At 55.6% G+C, this 19,132-nt stretch carries 17 protein-coding genes and 1 pseudogene; 12 read left to right on the top strand and 6 right to left on the bottom strand.

Annotated features, from left to right (window positions below):
- Positions 1 to 144: 144 nt before the first annotated feature.
- The 4 genes from EPE01S_RS06460 (at position 145) to EPE01S_RS06445 (ending at position 4,799) form a co-directional block, all read left to right on the top strand.
- A complete protein-coding gene (locus EPE01S_RS06460; RefSeq protein ID WP_062743785.1) occupies positions 145 to 576 on the top strand; it encodes a MarR family winged helix-turn-helix transcriptional regulator in 432 nt (143 codons plus the stop codon).
- Positions 577 to 637: 61 nt separating this feature from the next.
- The gene (locus EPE01S_RS06455) at positions 638 to 2,269 is read left to right on the top strand and encodes an MFS transporter (protein WP_199771393.1); all 1,632 of its coding nucleotides are present in this window, start codon (positions 638 to 640) and stop codon (positions 2,267 to 2,269) included.
- A 59-nt stretch (positions 2,270 to 2,328) separates the two neighbouring features.
- Complete coding sequence (locus tag EPE01S_RS06450) at positions 2,329 to 3,420, top strand: HlyD family secretion protein (RefSeq protein ID WP_062743783.1); 1,092 nt, start codon at positions 2,329 to 2,331, stop codon at positions 3,418 to 3,420.
- The gene (locus tag EPE01S_RS06445) at positions 3,417 to 4,799 is read left to right on the top strand and encodes an efflux transporter outer membrane subunit (protein WP_062743782.1); all 1,383 of its coding nucleotides are present in this window, start codon (positions 3,417 to 3,419) and stop codon (positions 4,797 to 4,799) included. Before EPE01S_RS06450 ends, EPE01S_RS06445 begins: the two co-directional genes overlap by 4 nt.
- 26 nt (positions 4,800 to 4,825) lie before the next feature.
- Here the strand turns inward: EPE01S_RS06445 and EPE01S_RS06440 are convergent, their stop codons facing one another.
- Together EPE01S_RS06440 and EPE01S_RS06435 are read right to left on the bottom strand one after the other, a co-directional pair.
- Positions 4,826 to 5,233 (bottom strand): DUF2000 domain-containing protein, encoded by a 408-nt coding sequence (locus EPE01S_RS06440; RefSeq protein ID WP_062743781.1) that lies wholly within the window; start codon positions 5,231 to 5,233, stop codon positions 4,826 to 4,828.
- A gap of 51 nt (positions 5,234 to 5,284) precedes the next feature.
- The gene (locus tag EPE01S_RS06435) at positions 5,285 to 6,121 is read right to left on the bottom strand and encodes an AraC family transcriptional regulator (protein ID WP_062743780.1); all 837 of its coding nucleotides are present in this window, start codon (positions 6,119 to 6,121) and stop codon (positions 5,285 to 5,287) included.
- Between the two features lie 422 nt (positions 6,122 to 6,543).
- Between EPE01S_RS06435 and EPE01S_RS23605 the strand changes: the two genes are divergently transcribed.
- Entirely contained in the window at positions 6,544 to 6,684 is a 141-nt protein-coding gene (locus tag EPE01S_RS23605; protein WP_162900974.1) for a hypothetical protein, read from the top strand.
- Here EPE01S_RS23605 and EPE01S_RS06430 read toward each other — a convergent pair.
- Positions 6,665 to 7,837 carry a beta-glucosidase gene (locus tag EPE01S_RS06430; protein WP_373279664.1) on the bottom strand — a complete coding sequence of 391 codons (1,173 nt, stop codon included), beginning with the start codon at positions 7,835 to 7,837 and terminating at the stop codon, positions 6,665 to 6,667. The two genes, EPE01S_RS23605 and EPE01S_RS06430, sit on opposite strands and share 20 nt — an antisense overlap.
- A gap of 126 nt (positions 7,838 to 7,963) precedes the next feature.
- On the opposite strand from EPE01S_RS06430, the gene EPE01S_RS06425 reads away from it, so the two are divergent.
- Entirely contained in the window at positions 7,964 to 9,433 is a 1,470-nt protein-coding gene (locus tag EPE01S_RS06425; protein WP_062743778.1) for a phospholipase D family protein, read from the top strand.
- A 32-nt stretch (positions 9,434 to 9,465) separates the two neighbouring features.
- Here EPE01S_RS06425 and mdoC read toward each other — a convergent pair whose 3' ends face one another.
- Positions 9,466 to 10,593 (bottom strand): glucans biosynthesis protein MdoC, encoded by a 1,128-nt coding sequence (mdoC, locus tag EPE01S_RS06420; RefSeq protein ID WP_062743777.1) that lies wholly within the window; start codon positions 10,591 to 10,593, stop codon positions 9,466 to 9,468.
- A gap of 270 nt (positions 10,594 to 10,863) precedes the next feature.
- Between mdoC and EPE01S_RS06415 the strand changes: the two genes are divergently transcribed.
- The 3 genes from EPE01S_RS06415 (at position 10,864) to EPE01S_RS06405 (ending at position 15,404) form a co-directional block, all read left to right on the top strand.
- Positions 10,864 to 12,399, top strand: a complete 1,536-nt coding sequence (locus tag EPE01S_RS06415; protein ID WP_174522412.1) for a glucan biosynthesis protein G — start codon at positions 10,864 to 10,866, stop codon at positions 12,397 to 12,399.
- On the top strand, positions 12,392 to 14,971 hold the full coding sequence (gene mdoH / locus EPE01S_RS06410) for a glucans biosynthesis glucosyltransferase MdoH (RefSeq protein WP_062743776.1): 2,580 nt from the start codon (positions 12,392 to 12,394) through the stop codon (positions 14,969 to 14,971). The genes EPE01S_RS06415 and mdoH overlap by 8 nt, the downstream gene beginning before the upstream one ends.
- Before the next feature lie 199 nt (positions 14,972 to 15,170).
- On the top strand, positions 15,171 to 15,404 hold the full coding sequence (locus EPE01S_RS06405; RefSeq protein ID WP_062743893.1) for a YceK/YidQ family lipoprotein: 234 nt from the start codon (positions 15,171 to 15,173) through the stop codon (positions 15,402 to 15,404).
- Positions 15,405 to 15,423: 19 nt separating this feature from the next.
- On the opposite strand, the gene EPE01S_RS06400 is transcribed toward EPE01S_RS06405, so the two are convergent.
- Positions 15,424 to 15,822, bottom strand: a complete 399-nt coding sequence (locus tag EPE01S_RS06400; RefSeq protein WP_062743775.1) for a MysB family protein — start codon at positions 15,820 to 15,822, stop codon at positions 15,424 to 15,426.
- A 358-nt stretch (positions 15,823 to 16,180) separates the two neighbouring features.
- Here EPE01S_RS06400 and EPE01S_RS23895 point away from each other — a divergent pair, with 358 nt between their 5' ends.
- Both EPE01S_RS23895 and EPE01S_RS23890 read left to right on the top strand, forming a co-directional pair.
- A complete protein-coding gene (locus tag EPE01S_RS23895) occupies positions 16,181 to 16,312 on the top strand; it encodes a hypothetical protein (RefSeq protein ID WP_255210135.1) in 132 nt (43 codons plus the stop codon).
- Positions 16,313 to 16,318: 6 nt separating this feature from the next.
- Positions 16,319 to 16,447 (top strand): annotated as a pseudogene (locus tag EPE01S_RS23890) (YrhB domain-containing protein); the annotation flags it as partial.
- 434 nt (positions 16,448 to 16,881) lie between these two features.
- Here the strand turns inward: EPE01S_RS23890 and EPE01S_RS06385 are convergent.
- Positions 16,882 to 17,424: an RNA 2'-phosphotransferase gene (locus EPE01S_RS06385; protein WP_062743772.1), complete on the bottom strand. Its 543-nt coding sequence runs from the start codon at positions 17,422 to 17,424 to the stop codon at positions 16,882 to 16,884.
- Between the two features lie 368 nt (positions 17,425 to 17,792).
- Between EPE01S_RS06385 and EPE01S_RS06380 the strand changes: the two genes are divergently transcribed.
- A complete protein-coding gene (locus EPE01S_RS06380; RefSeq protein WP_062743771.1) occupies positions 17,793 to 19,124 on the top strand; it encodes a carbohydrate porin in 1,332 nt (443 codons plus the stop codon).
- Positions 19,125 to 19,132: the final 8 nt, after the last annotated feature.

The raw sequence follows: 19,132 nt of genomic DNA, 5'->3' as shown, positions 1-19,132 counted from the left end.
ATCGGTTCCTCAGTGGGGCGTTGCCTGGCAGGGCGATAAAGAATTATCTACACTCTTTGGCAGCTGTCTTCCTTTCTTTATCTTGTCGTGGCTATAATTGCCATATCGTTTAGTTAGAGCTCTAATTATCAGGTATCTTACCTATTGAACATTCAGGAACTTAATTTCTCCCGCTTGCTGCATCTGACTGCCCACGCATGGCGTCAGGCTATTGACCGGCGCATGAAAGATAATGGGCTTAGCATGAGCAGCTGGATGGCGGTGGCGACGATCGCTATTCAGGATCAGCCTATGAGTCAGAAAGAGCTGGCACAGGCACTGGGGCTGGAAGATGCCAGCGTGGTTCCCCTGATTGACCGGCTGGTAAAACAGAATCTGGTTGAACGATTTCAGCCTCCGCAAGATCGCCGTAAGCGGCTGCTACACGTTACACCCAAAGGTGAGCTGCTCTATCAGCGTCTGAAAACTGAGGCGGATGCTTTGCGTAACGAACTGCTCTCCGGGGTGAACGCGGATGAGCTGGCAGTGACACAGCGTGTTCTGCAGCAATTGCTGGTGGCGACAGAGGTGAAGTAAGGTGTCACGCGATAAAGCCAACCCCTACGCACCGCGAGAGTGGGCGCCCGGCGAAAAGCCCATGCTGCCCGGGTCTCCTTCCACGCCGCTGCACCCGACACATAAACGTATTGCCTTTGGCATCGTTGGCCTGCTGATTTGTATCACCGGGGCGCTGAGTAATGCGCTGGTGACCGCCAATCTGACCAACCTGCAGGGGGTATTTGGTGCGTATAACAACGAAATCGCCTGGCTCCCGGCGGTTTACGTCATGGGCAATATCTCGATTAACCTGCTGCTGGTGAAGTTTCGTCAGCAGTTTGGCCTGCGGGTGTTTACAGAGGCCTTTCTGGTGTTGTACGTGCTGGTGGCCTTTTTCCACCTGCTGGCCAATGACCTGAGCTCGGCGATTATCGTGCGTGCGGCGCATGGGATGGTCGGGGCAGCCCTCAGTTCCCTCGGTATCTATTATCAGGTTCAGGCCTGGCCGGCGAAACACCGTCTGAAGGCGCTGGCCATTGGACTGGGCGCTTCGCAGCTGGCCATCCCGCTGGCCCGGCTCTTCTCGACAGAACTGTTACAGCTGGATGAGTGGCGCGGACTGTATCTGTTTGAACTGGGTCTGGCGCTGATGGCGCTGGGTGCGGTGCTGATCCTCAAGCTCCCGCCGGGCGAGCGCACCAAAGTGTTCGAGAAAAAAGATTTTCTTACCTTCTTCCTGTTGGCTCCCGGTATGGCACTGTTTTGTGCCGTGCTGTCGCTGGGCCGCATCGAATGGTGGACCAGCACGCCCTGGCTCGGCGTCTGCCTGGCGCTGGGTCTGGTGCTGGTGACGGCCGCCGTGCTGGTGGAGCATAATCGCAGTAATCCGCTGATCAACACGCGCTGGCTGGGCAGTGGGGCGATTTTCCGCCTGGGTATTGTGATGATCCTGCTGCGTATCATGCTTGCCGAACAGAACACCGGGGCGATCGGCTATCTGCAACAGCTGGGATTGCAGAACGATCAGATGCAGGGGCTGGCGCTGGCGATCCTCGCCGGCGTGGCGGCGGGTATTGTCTGTAGTGCGCTGACCATTAATCCCAAACATCTGAGCTGGCCGATCGTGCTGTCGCTGATTATTGTGATGGTGGCCTCACTGATGGATGCGCAATCCAGCCCGCTGACTCGCGGCAATAATATGTATTTCAGCCAGTTCCTGCTGGGATTCAGTACTTCCTTCTTTATCGCCCCGGCCATGCTGCTGGGCGTGGGCAGCGTGGTGACTCAGCCGAAGAACCTGGTGAGCTTTGTTGTGCTGTTTGGTATGAGCCAGAACCTCGGCGGCCTGATGGGGTCGGCGCTGCTCGGTACCTTCCAGACCTGGCGTGAAAAGTACCACTCCAGCCTGCTGGGCGACCAGCTTTCGCTGCTTGATCCTAACGTGACGGAACGCCTGGCGCAGTACAACGCCCTGTTCAGCAGCCTGATTGGTGACAGCACCCTGCAGGGCGCACAGGGGACGACACAGCTTCAGACCGTTGCCACCCTGCAGGCGAATGTGCTGGCCTACAACGATGTCTATATTCTGACCGCCTGTATGGCAGGGGTCACATTACTCTGGGTGCTGTGGCGTCTCTCGCGTCTGCGCTATCTCAACTGGCAGCAGGCAAAACGCGAAGCGGAAGCGGAACAGCGTGCCATGCAAAATATTAACAAGACGATTATCCGGTAACACCAGCAGGCGGAGCAACACCTCTGCGTGCAGTGCAACAAACGGAACACGGGGAAATTATGAGTCAACAGGAACAGCAGCAGCTCACGGAGCGTCTGAGAAATAATAAGCTGCGCATTATATCAATAGCCCTCGGGTCAGGCATTGCGCTGGTCGGCGTACTGGTGATCCTTTATGCCTGGCAGCTCCCGCCCTTTACCAGCCAGACGCAGTCGACGGAAAATGCCTACGTGCGCGGCCAGGTGACGTTTATCAGTCCGCAGGTGAGCGGCTATATCACCCAGGTTAACGTACTGGACTTCCAGCCCGTGCACCAGGGCGATTTAATGATGACCATTGACGATCGGATTTATCGTCAGCGCGTCCACCAGGCGGTGGCGCAGCTGGAGATGAAAAAGGCGGTACTGGCCAATAATATTCAGCAGCGGCGCAGTGCAGAAGCGGTGATCAAACGCAATGAGGCCGCGCTGCAAAATGCGAAAGCGCAGGCGGTGAAAGGCGGGCTTGACCTGAAACGCGTCGAAAATCTGGTTTCCGACGGCTCACTGTCGCTGCGTGAACGCGATGCCGCGCGCGCCAGCAACAGTCAGACGCTGGCCGACGTGCAGCAGGCGCAGGCAACGCTGGAAGTCTCGCGTCAGGATCTGCAAACGGCGATAGTCAACCGCGCCTCGCTGGAGGCCGACGTGGCCAGTGCACAGGCCGCACTTGAGCTGGCGCAGATTGACCTCGATAACACTAAAATTATCGCCCCCCGCGATGGACAGCTGGGCCAGATTGCCGTACGGCAGGGGGCCTACGTGACGGCGGGAACCCGGCTGACGTCACTGGTGCCGGAGCAGAAGTGGGTGATCGCCAATATGAAAGAAACCCAGATGGCGCATATCAGACCTGGCCTGCCGGTCAGCTTCCGTGTTGATGCACTGAACGGTGAACGCTTTAGCGGAGAGGTAGAATATATCTCCCCGGCGGCAGGGTCTGAGTTCAGCGCGATCTCCCCGGATAACGCGACGGGGAACTTCGTTAAAATCGCCCAGCGTATTCCGGTACGCATTAAGATCACCAGTGACAATACCCGACATCTGCGTCCGGGCATGTCGGTGGAGGTGAATATTGATACGGCAGCGGCACCGTCGGGAGAGAAAAAATGATCCCTGCGCCAAAGACGCTGTTCGTGATGATGCTGTCGGCCACGCTGGCCGGATGCGCAACCGAGGTCGAACAGGCCCCGTCATCGCTGCCGATCCCTACGCAGTGGCGTAATCAGGTCGGGCCGGGGGCGGCTGTGGAAGCGAGCTGGTGGCGGGCGTTTAATGACCCGTCGCTGAATCAGCTGGTGGATCAGGCGCTGCGCAATAACCCGGATATTCTCACTGCCCGCTCCCGGGTCGATCAGTACCGTGCTCAACTGCGCGGTGCGCAGGGCGATAATTTCCCGACGCTGGATGCGGGCGTGTCAGCCACGCGTGCGCGCTCCCTGTCAGCTGCTACCGGGCAGCCGGCTGAGTCGGCGGTGTTCCAGGGGCTGTTGCAGGCCAGTTACAACGTTGATTTGTGGGGGGAACGCAGCAGCAGCATTGACGCCGCGAAAGCCTCTCTGGCAGCACAGCAGGCGGCCGCCAGTGCGGCCGAACTGACGATTGCCAGCTCGGTGGCCTCGGGGTATATGACGCTGGTATCACTCGATGAGCAGCTGCGGGTGACCAGGGCCACGCTGGCCAGCCGCGCAGACTCCTTAACGCTGGCACAGCGCCAGTTTGAATCCGGTTATACCTCCCGGCTGGAATGGGTGCAGTCACGATCGGAATACCAGACGGCGAAGGCGCAGGTTCCCGTCTTGCAGCATCAGATTGCCCAGCAGGAAAACGCACTGAGTATTCTGGTCGGGATGAACCCGCGTCAGATCGCGCGGCAGAACCACTTTGACCATGTTGTTCCGCAAACCCTGCCCGCGGTGATGCCTTCACAGCTGCTGCAACGCCGGCCGGATATCGTGCAGGCCGAACGGCAGCTGCTGGCCGCTGATGCCTCACTTCAGTCGTCGCGCGCCAGCCTGCTGCCCTCGCTGAACCTGACCGCCAGCGGTACGATGCAGAGTTCCGTGCTGCATGAACTGGTAGAAAATCCTTTCCGTCTGTGGAGCATCGGCGGGAGCGTGCTGGCCCCGCTGCTGAACCGCGAAGCACTGATGGCACAGGTCGATGTTTCGATGGCCACGCGCAATCAGGCTCTGTACAACTACGAAAAAGTGGTGCGCAGTGCATTCAGCGAGGTCAATGACGATCTGGATGCCATTACCCGCTATCAGGAGCAGCTGGCCGAACTGCAGGAGCAGGAAACGGTGGTGCAGGAGGCGCTGCGCATTGCCCGCAACCGTTACCAGAATGGTTATGCCTCTTATCTGGATGAGCTGGATGCCCAGCGTTCGCTGTTCAGCATCCAGCTCAGCGTGGTACAGGCGAAAAACAACCTGCTGCTGGCACAGATTGACCTTTATCGTGCCCTGGGTGGCGGCTGGCAGTCGTCATAACAGGGCCGGTGAAAATGGGCCGACCGTCAGCCAAACAGCTTAAGGCTGGCCGTCAGCTTGCGCAGGGCTTTCTTATCCCCGGTAATCCCCAGACCCAAATGCTGCAGATCCCCGGTGGCCACTTCGCTGACTGCCACCGCAAACGCCGCGTAATCAACCGTCATCTGGCCCTCGCGGGGAAAGAGAACGACATCAAGCTGCTGCTCTCTGCAGCGTGCGAGCAGCGCGCGCAGCTGCGTATTATCAGCTGACAGTATGGGGATCCCTACCGGGATCAGGCCAGGATACTGCTGGCCGTGCGCGTCTGACAGCGTATGACCCACCAGGCCGGGATGGCGCTGACCCAGTGTCAGCGCGATCACCGCTGCCGCATTCGCCGCCTTGCCACTGGCTAAATCCTGGTTCAGCACCACCACACAACGAACATCACTCATCACTTTTACCTTCTGACGGAGAAAACACGCAGCGTAAATCAGTGCGGCGGCTCAGTCTGGAAGATTTGTGCAGTATTGCTGATAACGGGCGGGGGTTAACTGACTGGTGCGCCTGAACCAGCGACCTAAATGGCTTTGATCGGCAAAACCCAGCTGTGCCGCCACCTGGACAGGCGGCAGCCCCACGGCGAGCAGGCGACGTGCTTCGCTCAGACGCAGCTGGATCAGCCACGCGTGCGGGGGCAGGCCGAAGTGGGCATGAAATTCGCGCGACAGGCGAAAACGGTCAACGTCCAGCGCCGCAGCGATATCGCTCAGACCAATATCGTCATAGCGGCGATCCAGCATAAAATCCCGCGCCCGCTGCGCGAGGGTTTTCTCATGCGCCGGAATATGGATTGGTCTGCGCCAGTGCAGGTGGCGCGTCAGCGTGGCAAACAGACGCTGCAGTGCGCTCTCTTTGACGATTTTCAACTCCCCCTGATGCAGCGCCTGAAAAGCATCAAACGTTGCCCGGGCCAGTTGGCGGTCGCCACTGAGCGTGCGGGCAAAATTCAGCTCGAAATGGTCGGGAATATCACTGAACTGGCTGGCCAACTGTCCGCGCATGGTCAGCGGATCGATGTACAGCATCCGGTAGGTAAACCCGCTGTCGTCAATGGCATCGCCGTCGTGCAATTCACCGGGCTCCAGAAGGAACACCGTGCCGGGACGGCTGCGGTGCTGCTGACGGCGGGTATGAAACTGCTGCACACCCTGTTCCGTTACGCCGACAAGATAGCTGTCGTGCCAGTGCGGATCGTAGGCGTGTCCGGTAAAATGCGCGCGCAGCGTCTCTATGGATGACAGTCCGTCGCGTGCGAAGTCTACCCAGCCTGACTGCTTCATTTTTTCTCCCCTGGTTTACGGCGGTCTCTCAAAACCGCGGATTTTCCGGCGTCGGCCTCTGAACTCCGGGTGCTGAAACCGGGCGGAGCGAGCTGACGGAATGATGAAAATATTAGTTAAGGTTGATAATTATTTTGTCTGACTGTTCAAGTTGTGAAGCAATCGGACTCGCTGATTTTCAATAAAAAAGTATAAGTTATTCCGTTTTCAGCTGTCTTTAATCAATTTATTACGTTAATACATGGGCATCTCGTGCTATTATTCCGCGCGATTATTTGAGGGTAACTGACGCTTTCTGGCGTGATTCGCGCCTGCAGCAGGCTGCAATTGCGTTAGTAATACTTACTTTTGGTGAAAGGGACGTCTTTCATTCTTTATCGGCACCCCAACAGGAATGTTTTGCCGGTGCGCTGTGGCTGAACATGAAAAACAGTTCCAAACCTGAGTCTGAAAAAGAACCCCGTGTCCCGTTAGATGATGCGCAGTTTGCCATAGTGGTGCTTGCCGTTACCTCGTTCACGCTGATTATCTTTGTGCTGGGCATCACGCTGTGGATGTCCTGATCGATCCCTGACTGAGCTTGATCTGCTGGCTGCGCAGCGTCAGCGCCATCGCCTCATTGACGGTACGATTACCGTTGGCATCCGGTAAGCCAAACAGACCCGCAGGATAACGGCGATCGTCATCCCATGCCGGATAATCCACTGCCGGATAGAGCGAAATGCCTTCCAGCTGAACACCGGCATTCAGTGCCAGCTCACCTTCATGAATCACACGATTAAGCCAGTCCTGACTGCGGCCCGCTTCCGCACCGGTTTCCGCAATCAGCAGCGGCCGCTGGTAGCGCTGCCACACGTCCTGTAACAGCAGGTTCAGCGGACGATAATCAGGGTGATGGGGCTCCAGCGGATCGCCGTTATGGAACCACTGATTATCCGGATACCAGGTCAGCCCGATAATATCCAGCAGATCCTCCGACCCTCCAAGCTCCGGCTCGCTTCTTCCCGCCAGCCAGTCCCAGACTTCAAACTGCGCCTGATGTTGTCGCTCTGCCTCCTCCCGGGCGGCGGCGGAATAACCCGAGGCGGCCACATGAACCAGCGGATCGGTGATGATAAAGCGCACGCCGGGCAGCTCTTCACGCATGGCGTGCATGGCGGCAATGCTGGCGCGGGCCAGCTGACGCTTAAGCTCGCGCCCCCGCCCGGTGACAAAGGGGTTAAACCAGGCAATTTCCGCTCCGGCCCAGGACCAGAAAGAGATTTGATTCATCGGGGTGATAAACGGGTGGGTATGGCCTTCGTCCCGCAGCAGGCGGGCAAAGTCCCGGGCGTAAGCGCTGAAACGATCAACAAATTCATCCCCCCAGATATCCAGCCCGTCCGGCCAGCCAAAATGGGCCAGCTCCCAGATCATCTCAATCCCGTGTTTTTCTGCAGCTTTTAGCTGCGGCAAAAAGCTGTCCCAGTGGTATTCTCCTGGTTGCTTCTCAATTAAGTACCAGCGGGCGCCGTCGCGCGCCGTGAGGATCTGGTGACTGGCCAGCAGGGCGTAATCTTTTTCAAGCAGTGTATCGTGACCGCTACTGATCATTAAATCTGCACGCTTACCGGGGGTGCGGCAGGCGGTTGAACAGGCAAAACTGCCCTGGAAAAAACGCGCGAAGAGGGCTGGCTGGTGACGGCGTGTGACCGCCGTGCTGTCATCATGCATGATGTTCTCCCGGGGCAATAAACGCAGGCGATGGACTAAGTCTAGACTATATGTCTGCCACACTGATCCCGGCGAAAAACAGAGGAAGAATAACTGGATGAATAACAGCATTACCGCTAAGGATCGCTGATGACCGACACGTTCCACTCACCGCAGGCAGACAGCGCGGCTGCCGGGACACGCCTGAAACAGGCGATTACGCCGCTGATTGCACAGCATCCTGAGCACAGCGGGGTCTATCCGTTGTCTGAAGGGCTGGATGCCTTCGCTGCGCGTTATCAGCTGATCACCCTGGCGGAAAAGACGCTGGATATACAGTATTACATCTGGCAGAACGATCTGTCCGGCAGGCTGCTGTTTAGCGCGCTGCTGGCGGCCGCAGAGCGTGGGGTGAAGGTGCGCCTGTTGCTGGACGACAATAACACGCTGGGACTGGATCGCACGCTGAGTCAGCTGAACCGTCACCCGCTGATTGAGGTGCGTCTGTTTAATCCGTTTACCTTCCGCACGCTGCGGGCGCTGGGTTATCTGACCGATTTTGCTCGTCTCAACCGACGGATGCATAACAAAAGTTTTACCGTGGACAATGCGGCCACCATCGTCGGCGGCAGAAATGTCGGCGACGAATATTTTGGCGTCGGTGATGAACCGCTGTTTTCCGATCTGGATGTGCTGGCGATCGGCCCGGTGGTAAATGAGGTCGCGCAGGACTTTGAGCGCTACTGGCAGAGCCGACCAGTGGCACCACTGCGTCGGGTGGTGGATGAGGAAGAGAATGCCACCTCAGCCGTCACCCTGCCGGAAGCCTGGCGCGACAGTCCGCAGGTGGCGCGCTATCTGCGTCAGGTCGATGAGTCGACCTTTGTGACCGGTTTAGACAACCGATCGCTGCCCTTCACCTGGGCGAAAACCCGTCTGCTCAGTGACGATCCGCGCAAAGGCCTGGGCCGGGCGAGAACCAGCACGCTGCTGCCGCAGCGTCTGCTGGAGGTGATCGGCAGGCCTCAGCAACAGCTGGACATTATCTCCGCCTATTTTGTGCCGACGCGCACCGGCGTCGCGCAACTGCTGGCACTGGTGCGTAAAGGCGTGAAGATTTCCATTCTCACCAACTCGCTGGCGGCGAATGACGTATCAATCGTCCATGCCGGATACGCCAAATGGCGTAAAAAACTGCTGCGCCATGGCATTCGCTTATACGAACTGAAACCACACAGTGACGTGCGGGAACCAAGCCATGATCGGGGCCTGACCGGGAACTCAGGATCCAGTCTGCATGCCAAAACATTCAGCGTGGATAACCAGACGGTATTTATCGGTTCATTTAACTTCGACCCCCGTTCCGCGGTGCTGAACACGGAAATGGGGCTGGTGATTGAGAATGAGGCGCTGGCTACGCAAATCCACCAGCGCTTTATCAGCAGCATGCGCGACCGCGCATGGACGCTCAGACTGGATAAATGGGGGCGGGTAAACTGGGTGGAGTACCCGGGGGAAGGCGCGAACGAAGTGGTGCATAAACGTGAGCCGCGCACCCGGCTGATACAGCGTCTGCTGGTCCGTCTGGTATGGCGGCTGCCCATTGAGTGGTTATTGTAGGGGCGACCTGTTGCCTGGTCGCCCCCTGTCTGCTATTTACGCTGCGGTTTACCGGAAAACAGGAAGCGCAGCAGCGGAATACGCAGGTGGATTTCGTACAGCAGGAAGGCAATGCCAAAGACGAAAACCAGCCCGGCGAAAAAGCCCAGGGTATTACTGTCGATCTTTTTGACAAACAGAATACCGTAAAGAATGGTCAACGGGTGATGCACCAGGTAGATGAACAGGGATGCATTGACCAGATAAGTGACGCGCGGCGAATGAGAGTTAAGCATCCGGTGGCCGAAGGTGAATACCACATTGACCATCCACAGGCCCATCAGCATCGACACCACTGCATCAATCTCATACAGCCAGCCTTCGCCTTTACTCCAGGTCTGGTTAGCCACATAGGCGGCAAAAGCCAGTGCGGAACCGATAAACGTCCAGGGAACCGGGCGGACGAACAGGGCTTTAATCGCCGGGTATTTCCACGCCATGGCGCCCAGAATAAAGAAGGGCAGATAAAGCAGCGTCTGCATTACCGCCATATTAAACAGCGCATCGCTAAGAATTTGCGGTGCAAAAATGAACAGCATACGACGAAAAGCGATCCAGACCAGGCTGCAAAGCAGAATAAAACACGTTAAACGGGTCCAGGTGAGGTCAGAATAGTCTGTTTTTTGTCGTGTGCCATCGCGCAGAAAACGGAACAGCCAGAAGCCCGCCACTGTCAGTACAATCAGCACCAGAAGGAACCAAAGGTGCGAAATCAGATCCCAGACCAGGGTGTTATATTTTTCGTACAGTGTCTTACTGCTCCAGTCACCGATCTTACTGGTCCACTCTTTCAGCATAAAAAACTGCGGCAGCGTGATTAGCGGGATTGCCGTCAGCATCGGGATGCCAACCCGCTCCACGCGCACCTTCAGCCAGTCCGACGGGGTATAGCGCAGAAACAGCATATAAGAAAAATAACCTGAAATAACAAAGAATACCTGCATGCGGAAGGCATGGATAAAATCGTTCAGCAGCGTCAGCCATTCAGAGGGGGCGGGGCTGTTAACCGACCAGTTTTGTGTGGAATAAATCAGCGATACATGAAAAGGCACCCCTAACAGCATTAGCCAGGCGCGAATCGAATCCAGAAAATATTCTCGTTGTGGTGTTTTATTAGTCATATATATCCAATATTCAACACGTTATTAATCTGGCTCACCCTGAACCAGCCTAAAGCTTACTGCTTACTTTAATTGCGCAAACACGCGTATACTATCAGCCGAATCTGTTTCCGCTAAACGCTTGAGAATAGGGCTGTTAGCCGCGGAGAGAGGGCAGAACAAAATTGGGGTCAGGCTGTCGGAATGCCGAATTATCCTTTAAGATGGATCCATTGATTTACGTACCCGAAAGGGGGGGATGTGCGGATTAACATGAACAATAAACCAAAACTGATGAAATTGCGCTGGGTTAGCGCAGCAGTTTTGCTTTCAATGTATGCCAATACAGGCTGGGCTTTTAACATTGACGATGTGGCAAAACAGGCGAAAGACTTAGCGGGTAAAGGCTTTGAAGCGCCGAAGAGCAATCTGCCGTCACAACTGCGTGATATGAAGTATGCCGACTATCAGCAGATCCAGTTCAATCATGAAAAAGCGTACTGGAACAAACTGAAGACCCCCTTCAAGCTTGAGTTTTACCATCAGGGGATGTACTTCGATACCCCGGTACGTTTGAACGAGGTCACAGCAACCAGCGTTCGCGAGATAAAATACTCTCCTGAGTATTTCAACTTCGGTAACGTCAAGCACGATCCTGATACGGTAAAAAACCTTGGGTTTGCCGGTTTCAAAGTGCTGTACCCGCTTAACAGTAAAGATAAGAAAGACGAGATCGCCAGCTTCCTGGGCGCCAGTTATTTCCGCGTCATCGGTCAGGGCCAGGTCTATGGCCTGTCTGCACGTGGCCTGGCAATTGACACCGCGCTGCCGTCTGGTGAAGAGTTCCCGCGCTTTAAAGAGTTCTGGATCGAACGCCCTAAGCCGCAGGATAAGCATCTGGTGATTTATGCGCTGCTCGATTCGCCGCGTGCCACCGGTGCCTATCGTTTCACCCTGACACCGGGTAAAGACAGCACCGTTGACGTGCAGTCGAAGGTCTATCTGCGCGATAACGTCGGTAAACTGGGCGTAGCACCGCTCACCAGCATGTATCTGTTTGGTGCGAATCAGCCGTCACAGGCGGCGAACTTCCGTCCGGCACTGCACGACTCCAACGGGCTGTCGATTCATGCCGGTAACGGCGAATGGATCTGGCGTCCGCTGAATAATCCGAAACATCTGGCCGTCAGCACCTTTACCGTGGAAAACCCGCGTGGTTTCGGTCTGCTGCAGCGTGGCCGCGATTTTGATAAGTATCAGGATCTGGACGATCGCTACGATCTGCGTCCGAGTGGCTGGGTTGAGCCAAAAGGGGACTGGGGCAAAGGCCGTGTTGAGCTGGTAGAAATCCCGACAACCGACGAAACCAACGATAATATCGTGGCCTTCTGGACGCCGGAAACCCTGCCAGAGCCGGGCAAAGAGATGAAGTTTGCCTATCGCCTGCACTTTACGCGTGACGAAAACCAGCTGCACTCCCCTGAAACGGCGTATGTGAAAAGCACGCTGCGTTCACCGGGTGATGTGAAACAGTCTAACCTGGTGCGTCAGCCGGACGGCACGGTGGCGTTTATCGTCGACTTTGTTGGACCGGAGATGAGCAAGCTGCCGGAAAACACCCCGGTAACGCCGCAGGTGAGCGTGGGTAATAACGCAGAGCTGGTCGAAAACAGCGTCCGTTATAATCCGGTCACCAAGGGCTGGCGTCTGGTGTTACGTATTCGTGTTAAAGACAATAAACAGCCGACCGAGATGCGTGCTGCACTGGTTAACGGTGACAAAACGCTGACGGAAACCTGGAGCAATCAGTTGCCTGCCAATGAATAAGTCAACCGTAATTCCCGACGAATATATTGACGCGCTGCCCCTTCCCCCTGAGCGGAAAGGGGCGCTGCGTGAAGCGTTGCCCGCAGAGCCGGAAGAGGCATTCAGTCAGTTGCATTATCAGCTGGCCGAAGAGGGCCCGGTCGAAACGCGTCCCGATGATGCTCCGCAGGAGTCGGTAAAAGCGCGCGTAGAGATGAGCTGGCCTGACTCTGTTGATGGTGGCCGTCAGTTTGATAAAGACGCGCTGGACCGTACCACGCTGAAAGCGATGCCGAAACACACCCGTTCTTCCATGTATCCGGAAGAGTGGCGGACTAACCCGGTGGCGCGCGCGTGGGATTCCCTGCGCGGGCGTAAAAGCACGCCGCGTTTCGACAGCCGCGAAGAGCAGAAAAATGAGGACAAATGGCGCCATGTTGGCTCCATTCGTCGTTATATTCTGCTGTTCCTCTCCGTTTTCCAGACGGTGGTGGCGACCTGGTATATGAAAACCATCCTGCCTTATCAGGGATGGGCGCTGATCGATCCTATGGATATGATCAACCAGAACTGGCAGCAGTCGGTATTGCAGATCCTGCCTTATGTGTTGCAGACCGGAATTCTGGTGCTGTTTGCCATTCTGTTCCTGTGGGTTTCCGCCGGGTTCTGGACGGCCCTGATGGGCTTCCTGCAGCTGATGATCGGTAAAGACAAATACAGTATCTCGTATCTGACCAACGGCGACGAAGCCATTAACCCGGAGCACCGTACCGCGCTGATCATGCCCATCTGTAATGAAGATGTTGAGCGTGTCTTTGCCGGTCTGCGTGCCACCTGGGAGTCGGTGGTGCGTACCGGTGAGCAGGCGAACTACGATGTCTATATCCTGAGCGACAGCTACAACCCGGATATTGCCATGGCGGAACAGAAGGCCTGGATGGAGCTGGTGCGTGACGTGGGTGGGGAAGGGCGTATTTTCTATCGCCGTCGTCGTCGCCGCGTAAAACGCAAATCCGGTAACATCGATGACTTCTGCCGCCGCTGGGGCAGCCAGTACAGCTATATGGTGGTACTGGACGCCGACAGCGTGATGAGCGGTGACTGCCTGAATGGCCTCGTGCGTATGATGGAAGCCAACCCGAAAGCGGGTATCATCCAGTCTTCCCCGAAGGCCTCCGGCATGGATACGCTGTATGCACGCTGTCAGCAGTTTGCTACCCGCGTGTACGGTCCACTGTTTACCGCCGGTCTGCACTTCTGGCAGCTGGGTGAGTCGCACTACTGGGGCCATAACGCGATTATCCGCGTGAAGCCGTTTATCGAACACTGTGCGCTGGCACCGCTACCGGGCGAAGGCTCATTTGCCGGTTCGATCCTGTCCCACGACTTTGTGGAAGCGGCGCTGATGCGCCGTGCAGGCTGGGGCGTGTGGATTGCTTATGATCTGCCGGGTTCTTATGAAGAGCTGCCGCCAAACCTGCTGGATGAACTGAAACGTGACCGCCGCTGGTGCCACGGCAACCTGATGAACTTCCGTCTGTTCCTGGTTAAAGGGATGCACCCGGTTCACCGTGCTGTGTTCCTGACGGGCGTGATGTCCTATCTGTCAGCGCCGTTGTGGTTTATGTTCCTGGCGCTGTCTACCGCCCTGCAGGTCGTTCACACGCTCATGGAGCCACAGTACTTCCTGCAACCAAGGCAGCTGTTCCCTGTATGGCCGCAATGGCGTCCGGAGCTGGCCATTGCGCTGTTCTCCACCACGCTGGTCTTACTGTTCCTGCCGAAGCTGTTGAGTATCGTGCTGGTGTGGTGCAAGGGGGCGAAGCCATACGGCGGTGCGTTACGCGTGCTGGCGTCGCTGTTCCTGGAGATGCTGTTCTCCGTGCTGCTGGCACCGGTGCGTATGCTGTTCCACACCGTGTTTGTGGTCAGCGCATTCCTTGGCTGGGAAGTGGTGTGGAACTCGCCGCAGCGTGACGATGATGCCACGCCGTGGAGTGAAGCCTTTAAGCGTCACGGTTCGCAGATGTTACTGGGCCTGGTCTGGGCAGGTGGCATGGGCTGGCTGGATCTGAACTTCCTGTGGTGGCTGTCACCGATTGTCTTCTCGCTGATCCTGTCACCGTTTGTGTCGGTGTGGTCCAGCCGTCGTACGCTCGGTCAGGCGTCCAAGCGCGGCAAGCTGTTCCTGATCCCGGAAGAGTTCAGTCCACCGCAGGAGCTGCTGGATACCGATCGTTACGTGGAGCTGAACCGTGAGCGCGCCCTGGATGATGGCTTTATGCATGCCATGTTCCATCCGTCGTTTAACGCGCTCGCCAGCGCCATGGCAACGTCGCGCCACCTGAAGAGCGATATTCTCGACTTTGCCCGTGACCGCCGCGTTGAGCAGGCCCTCAGCGAATCGCCGGCAAAACTGGATCGTGACCAGCGCCTGGCGCTGCTCAGTGACCCGGTGACGCTGTCGCGGATGCACTACCGCCTGTGGCAGAACGCGGACAAGTATCACGACTGGTTAGATCACTACCATACGTTGACGCTTAACCCGCTGGCGCTGAATAACGCGAAACAGGACGTGGTGCGGGCGGAATAAAAGGACGCCCATGCATGAAATGAAAACTCTGCTTTGCAGGCGCTGACCTTCTTTTCGAGTCAGCCCGTCAGGCGGGACGATAAAAAGCCGGAACTCACGTTCCGGCTTTTTTTACGTATTATTTTGCCTTCAGTGCTATTGTGCAGAGATGAGCAGGAGTAAAAGAGTGTGTTTTTTAATCGGGGTTAACGTGGTGACCATGTTTTTACGCGGTGTGATCGTAGCAGTCAGCTTACTGGTACTGAGCGGGTGCGGCAGTATTATCAGTAGAACCGTGCCCGGACAGGGGCACGGCAATCAGTATTACCCGGGCGTACAGTGGGATGTGCGGGATTCGGCATGGCGCTTTATCACCATTATCGACCTGCCGCTGTCGCTGATACTGGACACTCTGCTGGTGCCGGTCGATGCCAGCCACGGCCCTTATGAGTAATCACTTCCCGCACTGATCCTCAGGCACGATTATCGGCGTCGGTATTATTATCTTCCCACTCTTCCGCTGCCGCATCGGCTTCTTCGCTGCCTGCGGCAGGTTCAAGCTGGAATTCTCCCTCATCCCATTCATGCAGGGTATTTTCCGGCAGCCATTCGTTACGTAATTCAATCTCATCGAAGTCGCCGTCAAAAATAGCCTGTGCGGCTTCCCCGCTCAGCGCCGGCAGGAGCTCCCCCTCATCACCGTCGTCGGTGAGGAACTCGGCCTGCCACATGATGTCGCCGTCCTGCATAACATATTTTTGCAGGTTGAACTGGTTGACGGAGGCGTCTTCCTCATCGACTTCCGGATTGGCGGCAAGGTACTCTTCACGAGCCATATCAATGGCTTCTTCCAGCGTGGCATACAGTGTCATCGTTATCTCCCTGGTTATCATGATAAAGAGTAATTGTTGCCGCTATGGGCAAAGATGCAAGGCGTGTGAAGAAAAAATTTGTGTCCGATGGTGGGCCTGACACAGGCAAAGATTGTTACTGTGATTGTTTAAACGACGATATCATGCGCAGAAAAATTTCACTTAAATACATTATTAGTAAAGAGATGGAATTATTTATCATTTTCTCTATTTTAATTAAAATAGCGCCAGATAGTGACTTAAAGTAAATGTCAGCGATAACACGTCAAACCGTATAAATTAAGTTTATTCTTATTTCTCATTATGTAATCTGTGCGCATTCCATTCTCGCCCTGTTTACATTTATTGCGCTCATATCATGACGATGTTATTTCCAGTAAGGACACTGACAGCCCTGTTGCTGACGGTTAGTATCGCCAGTGCGTCGGCTGCGCCGCTCAGTCCGGCCGGTCGTGATGCGGTGCGCCAGCAGCAGCAACCCGATTTTTGATAAAGAGAAAGAGCAGAATACCTTGAAACTGGGGAGTTTTCTGCGCAGCTCGCAGGTAATTCGCCATTTATAGTTGATAAGGATACGGGTGAAGTACATGAACCTGGAACTGCTTATCCTATTGAAAAGTATTGACAAGATTATGAAGAAAAGAAAAATGCGCTGAGTTAGAAGAGTCCCAACATATTTAGACTGCACCCCAAACATGTGGACTCCTGACTATATAAGGTGCTGTCCGGTGACGTAGTCGGCGACAGGAGCAATGTGTTAACCAGCCGCAAGCGGGATGAATGATTTCCAGGTGGCCGATGGACAACAAAGTTATGCCGGTGAGATTTCGCAAATCGTCGGTTGTAATCGGCCATAAACTCATCAGTTGCTGACCTGCTCCGTAGTTAAGAACGAAGCGGGGGAGACGGATATGACGTATGGTGGATTGAGTGCGGGGATACTTACAGTGGCATCTGATCTAAAAGATCTGGAGGACGAGAAACCACGCATCAAACAGACCTTTTCCGACCTTGGTTTTAAGAACCGGGCATTCAAAAATGTTATCGAAATTTAAAATTTCACTGAATAATAAACGTGCTGGCTACCGCTTTCGTCAGCCAGACCCCGTTATCAGCCTGATAAAATTTCATACCCTGCTTATGCATTGCCAGCGCATCGATTTTCAGCACAGTGGGCTTCCCGTGTCGTTGTCCGACGCTGTTGGCGGTCGCTTCATCCGCAGATAAATGTACATACTGGCGCGATCCAGAGATTAATCCCTGGATCAGTATCGACTCAAGAAACCGTGTGGCCGTGCCGTGGTATAAAACGTCAGGAGGCGTGCTTTCCTGATAATTGATATCAACCTGCTGTGATGAATGTCCCTGCACGGCTCGGATCTTCAATCCATCTTCTGAGAGTGAAAATCGTTTCTTATCACTGCTTTCAACAATGGACAGAATAGTCTCTCGAGCGAGGCTTTTACTGTCATTTTTTGCACAGGCAATCAGCGTATCGATATCTGCCCAGCCTTCGCTGTCTAAAGTTAAGCCAATGGCTTCAGGCTGGTGGCGTAATACGTAGCTCAAAAATTTACTGACGTCTGAAAGAGACTGACTCATAAACCTTAATCCCAATAAGCAAATAACGTTCTGAAGCGGATTTTGCCTGCGGAACGCTCCCGATGCCAGAAAAGATATTCGGGGGATATTAACCGGTGCTGACAGAACGATAAGCGTGCGGGGATCTGTATGAGTGAATGCGGGGAGATTGCATCAATGAAAATAACAAACCCGCTAACAGTGTCCCCTCTCATATCGTTACCCGCTTTCACCGGCGTGCTATAGCGGTATCTTTCGCACGTTTTCAGTAAGGCTGCATTTCAGGAATATGGTTAATTAGCGCCGGGCAAATGATCTGCCCCAGCGCCGGCCACGGCCGGGCTGTTCACCCCCTGTTTCAGGATCAGTGATAAGGAAAAATAAGACAGATGCGCAAACCCTCTTTCAGAACGAGCGTTACCGGGCTTTCTTTCAGCATCCTTATGCTGGCAGCCCCGGCATTCGCCAGCGTGGCCCCGTTTGACCCCGACTCCCCCTGGCTGCTGGGTGACTGGGCGGGCTATCGCAAACATCTTGCTGACGAAGGCGTTGACTTCCAGGTGGGCTACACCACGCAGTCGGCGGCCAATCTCGCGGGCGGCTACCGTACCAGTACCACCATGCGTTACGCTGACCAGTGGACGTTTGGCAGCAAGCTGGATCTGGAAAAATTACTGAACTGGCAGGGCGGTCAGTTCCAGGTCACCCTGACCAACCGTAACGGTCAGGACCTCACGCCCTATATCAACGATCCCCGCACGGGGGGCCTGTCGAACGTGCAGGGCATTTCGGCACGCGGTGACTATCTGCGCCTCACCCAGTTCTGGTTAAACCAGAAGCTGCTGAATAACTGGCTGGAGGTCAAACTGGGCCGGGTAACGACCAATGAAGATTTCGATACCGCCCGCGTCGGGATGTTCCAGAACTGGGCGATGGGTAATGGCCAGCCGGGCCACTGGCGCAACGACCGCTGGTTTAACGCCCCGATTTCTCAGTGGGGCGGCAGGGTAAAGCTGAATCTGCCTGATGACGTCTATTTCCAGGTCGGCGTGTATAACCAGAACAAGGCGAACGACACCAAAGCGAACGGTTTCCGCTTTGATATGGGCCACGGCGAAGGGAATCTGGTTCCGGTAGAGCTGGGCTGGACGCCACAGCTGGGCCAGCAGAAACTGCCCGGTAACTACCGGCTGGGCATGTTTTACAGCTCAACCAAAGGCGGCGACTTTCACACCTGGCATGATGGCGGCTATGGTAAAACCAGAAAGGCTTACGGCGGCTATCTGCTGGCCGAGCAGCAGCTTTTTGCCATGGCCGGGGACAAAAGCCGGGGGCTTAGCGTCAGCTTCCAGTATGTGATGAACGACCATCGTACTGCGCGCATGGACAATTATCAGTCGCTGGCGCTGGCGTGGAAAGGGCCGTTTGATGCTCGCCCGGGCGATGAAGTGGGTGTCGGCATGGCGCGTATTCACGTCAACAACGACTACACCAAAATGCGCAATCAGCAGAATGAGGACCGGGGCGTCAGCGACTACAACGACCCGGCTTACCTGCCGTTGCAGCAGGGATCAGAGTGGAACTATGAGGTCTATTATAATGTGAAGGCTACCCGCTGGCTGAACGTGCGGCCAAACTTACAGGTGATCACTAAACCGGGCGGCGTACGCCAGGTGAATGATGCCCTGGTCGGCGGTATCGCGGCAGATATCAGCTTCTGATGACAGGG

Source organism: Erwinia persicina NBRC 102418 (assembly GCF_001571305.1).
In the GTDB taxonomy this organism is placed as follows: domain Bacteria; phylum Pseudomonadota; class Gammaproteobacteria; order Enterobacterales; family Enterobacteriaceae; genus Erwinia; species Erwinia persicina.
This window is presented reverse-complemented; position numbering and strand designations above follow the sequence as displayed.

What these genes read in the sequence shown, in the direction of transcription:
- EPE01S_RS06455 (WP_199771393.1), top strand. Translation starts at nt 638, where the DNA reads ATGCTGCCCGGGTCTCCTTCCACGCCGCTGCACCCGACACATAAACGT.
- EPE01S_RS06450 (WP_062743783.1), top strand. Translation starts at nt 2,329, where the DNA reads ATGAGTCAACAGGAACAGCAGCAGCTCACGGAGCGTCTGAGAAATAAT.
- EPE01S_RS06445 (WP_062743782.1), top strand. Translation starts at nt 3,417, where the DNA reads ATGATCCCTGCGCCAAAGACGCTGTTCGTGATGATGCTGTCGGCCACG.
- EPE01S_RS06440 (WP_062743781.1), bottom strand. Translation starts at nt 5,233, where the DNA reads ATGAGTGATGTTCGTTGTGTGGTGGTGCTGAACCAGGATTTAGCCAGT.
- EPE01S_RS06435 (WP_062743780.1), bottom strand. Translation starts at nt 6,121, where the DNA reads ATGAAGCAGTCAGGCTGGGTAGACTTCGCACGCGACGGACTGTCATCC.
- EPE01S_RS23605 (WP_162900974.1), top strand. Translation starts at nt 6,544, where the DNA reads ATGAAAAACAGTTCCAAACCTGAGTCTGAAAAAGAACCCCGTGTCCCG.
- EPE01S_RS06425 (WP_062743778.1), top strand. Translation starts at nt 7,964, where the DNA reads ATGACCGACACGTTCCACTCACCGCAGGCAGACAGCGCGGCTGCCGGG.
- mdoC (WP_062743777.1), bottom strand. Translation starts at nt 10,593, where the DNA reads ATGACTAATAAAACACCACAACGAGAATATTTTCTGGATTCGATTCGC.
- mdoH (WP_062743776.1), top strand. Translation starts at nt 12,392, where the DNA reads ATGAATAAGTCAACCGTAATTCCCGACGAATATATTGACGCGCTGCCC.
- EPE01S_RS06405 (WP_062743893.1), top strand. Translation starts at nt 15,171, where the DNA reads ATGTTTTTACGCGGTGTGATCGTAGCAGTCAGCTTACTGGTACTGAGC.
- EPE01S_RS06400 (WP_062743775.1), bottom strand. Translation starts at nt 15,822, where the DNA reads ATGACACTGTATGCCACGCTGGAAGAAGCCATTGATATGGCTCGTGAA.
- EPE01S_RS23895 (WP_255210135.1), top strand. Translation starts at nt 16,181, where the DNA reads ATGACGATGTTATTTCCAGTAAGGACACTGACAGCCCTGTTGCTGACG.
- EPE01S_RS06385 (WP_062743772.1), bottom strand. Translation starts at nt 17,424, where the DNA reads ATGAGTCAGTCTCTTTCAGACGTCAGTAAATTTTTGAGCTACGTATTA.
- EPE01S_RS06380 (WP_062743771.1), top strand. Translation starts at nt 17,793, where the DNA reads ATGCGCAAACCCTCTTTCAGAACGAGCGTTACCGGGCTTTCTTTCAGC.